Annotated in this window: 3 protein-coding genes; all 3 read left to right on the forward strand. The window is 73.0% G+C overall.

All coding sequences use genetic code 11. The features are described 5' to 3' along the window. The first annotated feature begins 166 nt into the window (after positions 1-166). Positions 167-1,336, forward strand: coding sequence for a C40 family peptidase (locus M4J07_RS46760; protein ID WP_255983308.1), 1,170 nt, complete (start codon positions 167-169; stop codon positions 1,334-1,336). 239 nt (positions 1,337-1,575) lie between these two features. Further along, positions 1,576-1,989: a hypothetical protein gene (locus M4J07_RS46765; protein ID WP_255983310.1), complete on the forward strand. Its 414-nt coding sequence runs from the start codon at positions 1,576-1,578 to the stop codon at positions 1,987-1,989. Further along, positions 1,959-4,540, forward strand: a 2,582-nt coding sequence (locus M4J07_RS46770) for a type IV secretory system conjugative DNA transfer family protein (protein WP_255983312.1), incomplete at its 3' end; no start/stop codon positions are given. The genes M4J07_RS46765 and M4J07_RS46770, both read left to right, overlap by 31 nt.

The following is a 4,540-nucleotide window of genomic DNA, read 5'->3' on the forward strand; positions in this document are numbered from 1 at the left end:
GGATCTCCCGTCCCCAGCCGCGCCCCGCACCACCGGGACCCGGTGGCGCCTCCGATGCCTCGCGCCGTGCCGCGCAGGAAATGTTCCGGCGGATCCAGGACTCCAGCCGCCGCAACCCGCCCCGCCTCGGGGACGGCGACGGGCCGGACGACGGAGGTGCGGGGGCATGACCGGCATGAGCAGGGACACGCGAGTACGTCCCGCACGGCGGTGGCTCAAGTGGGCGCTGCTCACCGGTGTTCTGCTGGCAGTGACGGTGTGCTGCATGGCTCCGCTGTCCGGTGCCTCCGCTCGCCTCGCCGCGCTGTCGCAGCAGGAGAACGCCGATGTCGGGCTCGCCGAGGCGGGCAGCAGCGCGGACATCCCGCCGCGCATGCTGCAGGCCTACAAGAACGCGGTGCAGCACATCAGCACGGTCGTGCCTCCCTGCCGCGGCATGCGCTGGCCGATCCTCGCCGGGATCGCGAAGGTCGAGTCCCATCACGCCGCCGGGCGCACCCTCGCCGCCAACGGCGACATCCGGCCCAAGATCTACGGGGTGCTCCTCAACGGCAGCGGCGCCGGCGGCAACACCAGCGTGTTCGCCGACACCGACGGCGGCAAGTGGGACGGCACCGCCGCCGGTGAACGCGCGGTCGGCCCCTTCCAGTTCATGCCCGCCACCTGGGAGTCATCAGGCCAGGACGGCAACAACGACGGGGCCCGCGATCCGCACAACGCCGACGACGCCGCGCTCGGCGCCGCCGCCTACCTGTGCGGCCGCGGCCGCAACCTCGCCCGCACCGACCAGCTGCGTGCGGCGATCTTCCAGTACAACCACAGCAGCGAGTACGTCGCCAACGTCCGCCGCTGGATCGACCAGTACACGGCGGCCGCCCAGGACCTGAAGAGCCTGTCAGCAAAGGTCCGCGCCGTGCTTGACGCGGCGTCGTCCCAGCGGGGTGTGCCCTACTCGTGGGGCGGTGGCCATGCGGACGGAAAGTCCACCGGGATCTGCTGCTCGCCCAGCGGAGTCAGCGGCGAGGGCATCAACGGCTTCGACTGCTCAGGACTGACCACCTACGCTTTCGCGCAAGTCGGCATCCGGCTGCCCCGGACTGCGGCCGCCCAGGCCGGACGAGGCCAGCGGATTCCCGCCACGGCCGGCCACGGTGCCCTGCGCCCGGGCGACCTGGTGTTCTTCGGCTACGCGCCGGGCCGGGACACCACGATCTATCACGTCGGCCTCTACGTGGGCGGCGGCCGCATGATCAACGCCGCCCGGCCGGGCACCCTGGTGCGCTACGACCCCGTCGACGCCATGCCCGGCTACGCGGGAGGGGCCCGCCTGCTATGACCGATCCCGTGCGGGCACGACCGCGTTCCCCCTGGCTGCTGGTGGCCCTCACCCTGGTCCTGGCGGTGGCCGGCTGGCTCCTGTTGTCCCCACCCACTGCCTCGCCCACCTCCCCGCCACGTGCTGCACACCCGTCGTCACCCTCGCCGGTGCCGGCCGGCACGGCCGGCCCTCGCAGCGGCGCGCCGGCCCCATCGCGTAACGCGCCCGCGGCCCCTGCGCCCAGGGCGCCGGACCCGGTGGCCGACCTGCCGCCCCGCGGCGAGGGGATGGCCGGTGACCGGGCGATCCGGCGCCTGCTGAACCGCTCCTGGCCCGCCGATCTCCCCGCCGGGCAGGCCCGGACTCTGGTCGCCCTGGGGCGCAAGGTGCTCCTCGCCGATCTCACCGGGCTGGGACGCAGGTCCTTTCCCACCGCCTTCCCCACGCCGGCCGGCCGACCGGGCGCGGTGGCACCGGCGTTCACCCGCATCCGCATCCAGGCGGCCATCGCCCGCAAGGACCCCGCAGCACCCGCCCGGGCGGTAGTGCACCTGGTGTGGGCGGGCGCCGACCGCGGCGGCACCTACACCGACGGCCGCCTCACCGACCTCACCTTCCGCCCCCTGAAGGGAGATGACCGATGGATCCCCTTGCCGCCCGCCACCACATGACCACACCAGGGGCGCTGCCCGACCCAGCAAAAGTGGCCTTCGCCATCGCCGACGGCCTGCAGTGGCTGCTGGCGCACTGGTACCTGCCGCTCGCCGCACTCCTGGCGCTCTGCCTGGCGCGGGAAGCACTGACCCGGCACACCGCGCAGAAGGCCTCGCGCGAGCGGTTCGTGCTGCGCACGACGCCCGCCTCCTACTTCGATCCGGACGCCGAACGCATCCTGCGCCAGGGCCTGATGATGCTGCGGGCCGCCAACGCGCTGCCGTGGTGGGCCCCCAAACGCAGCCGCGCCGTACGCATCAAGCTGCGCTCCGACGCCGAGCATCCGCTCGCCTACCAGCTGGAGGGCCCCGCCGGCGGCGCGAAGTTCCTGCGCACCAGCAGCTTCGGGGACGCCGTCACCATCGCCCCACCCGACGCAGACGCCGACCAGCCAGACGACGAGCGGGACTTCCAGGTCCGCGGTGAACTCGTGCTGCGCGGCAGCCCCGCCGCCTCCCTGCGCGCCGTGCCGCTCGACCCCGACCCGCTGCAGCCCCTCGTGGACGCCGTATCCGCCCTGCAGACCGGCCTCGGCGACCTGGTGGAGATCTGTGTGGACCTGCAGCCCGCCCCGCGGCTCACGGTGCGCCTGCAACGGCTGCAGCTCATGCGGCAGGCCCGCACCACGGAGCAGCGGGAGGCCGTCGCCGTGGCCCGCTCCACGCGCCGGGAGACCGCAGCCGCGGCCGACTCGCTGCGCACCCTGCTGACCGGCAACGGCCGGCCGACACCGCCGCTGGTGATGCCGCAGCCGCGCCGGATCGACCGCGACCAGGTGCTGGGCAAGCTGGCCGGTCAGGCGCCGCTGGCCCGGGTGCAGATCCTGATCCGCTGCGCCTCCAACCGGCAGGGCCGCGCCCGCGCCCTGCTATCCCAGGTGCAGGGCGGCTTCCACGTGTTCACGCAGCAGGCCCGCCTGAGCCCGCGCGGTCTGCGGCTGCTGGGCCGGGCCTGGGGGCCCGATCAGTGGCCCTTCGTCAACGGCTGGCAGCGGCGCTGGGACAGCGGGCAGTGCCGCCCGCCCAGGGCGAACCTGGCCCGGCTGCCCGAACTGGCCGGGCTCCTCAAACCCCCCACCACCCACTGCACTCTGCCGCTGCTGCCCACCCAGCTGCCCACCTTCCGCCCCGACGCCCTGGACGAGATGGACGGCCTGCTGCTGCAGGGCGCCGTGGTCGAGGCCGACGGGTCCCGGCGACTGGTCGCCACCCGGGAGGAGGAGACCCTGTTCGAGACCGGCCTGGGCAAAGCCGGCGGCGGCAAGACCGAACGCGCCCTGGCCCAGGCCATCATGGTCGCCCACACCGGCGGCGGCCTGCTGTACGTGGACCCGCACCGCGACTCCTTCGAACGCGCCGCCCCCTACCTCGCCCACACCGACATCATCGACCGCATCCAGCTCATCGACCTCACCCCGTGCAGCGACACCGACCCGGTGGGCAGCTGGAACCTGCTCGACATGCAACCGGGCCGCCCCCTCCACGACGTCGTCGCCGCCGTCGTCGACGGACTCGCCGCCGGCATGAACTGGGACGAGGCCAACGCCCCGCGCGGCCTGACCATCCTCACCGCCTGCGTCCAGGTCCTGGCCGCCGTCAACGAACACGCCTGCCACCAAGGACAGTTCGCATCACAGGCCACCGTCTTCCACATCCGCGCCCTGCTCACCGACAAGGACTTCCGCACCCTCGCCCTGCACACCGCACGCCAAGAACTCAGCGAGGACACCCTCTCCTGGTGGCAGACCGTGTTCCCCACCCTCCCCTACGACGCGTTCGGCATCATCCTCAACCCCCTCGCCCGCCTGGCCGCCAACCCCGTCTACCACGCCTTCCTCGGCCAGCCGCACAGCCACTTCGACCTGCGCACCGCCATGGACACCCGCCACATCATCTGGATCTGCACCGCCGGCAACAGCCCCACCGACCGCCTCGTCTCCTCCCTGATCGCCCACGAACTCCTGCGCGCCGGCCGCTCCCGACGCGACACCCCCACCAGCCGGCGCGTCCCGTTCCGCGCCTACCTCGACGAACTCATCACCATCGCCGGCAGCGCACCCGAATCCCTCGCCGCCATGTTCGAAGACCTACGCAAATACCAGGTCCGCATCCACGGCATGACCCAGGCCCTGAGCCGGCTGCCGCAACCGGTCCGCGACGCCCTCCTGCAGAACTCCTCCACCCTCGCCACCACCACCGGCTCCCGCAAAGTCATCACCGCGATCACCACCGAGTGGGGCAACAAACCCACCCCCGACCAGGTCGCCGCACTCCCCCGCTACCAGCACTACGCCAGCTTCACCATCGCCGGCCAACGCATCGGCCCCCTGCGCCTGCACGGCCTCCACCTCACCGACGACTTCCACCACCTCGCCCGGCCCACCGACGTACCCGACCTCCTGCACCAGGCCCACCAGCGAACCGGCAGCCGCCCGCTCGCCGAACAGACCGCACGGGCCGCCGCACAGCTCACCCAGGTCCACGCCTACCTCACCAGCCGCAAGACGAA

Origin of the sequence: Streptomyces longispororuber (genome assembly GCF_024448165.1) — a bacterium.
GTDB lineage: Bacteria > Actinomycetota > Actinomycetes > Streptomycetales > Streptomycetaceae > Streptomyces > Streptomyces longispororuber_A.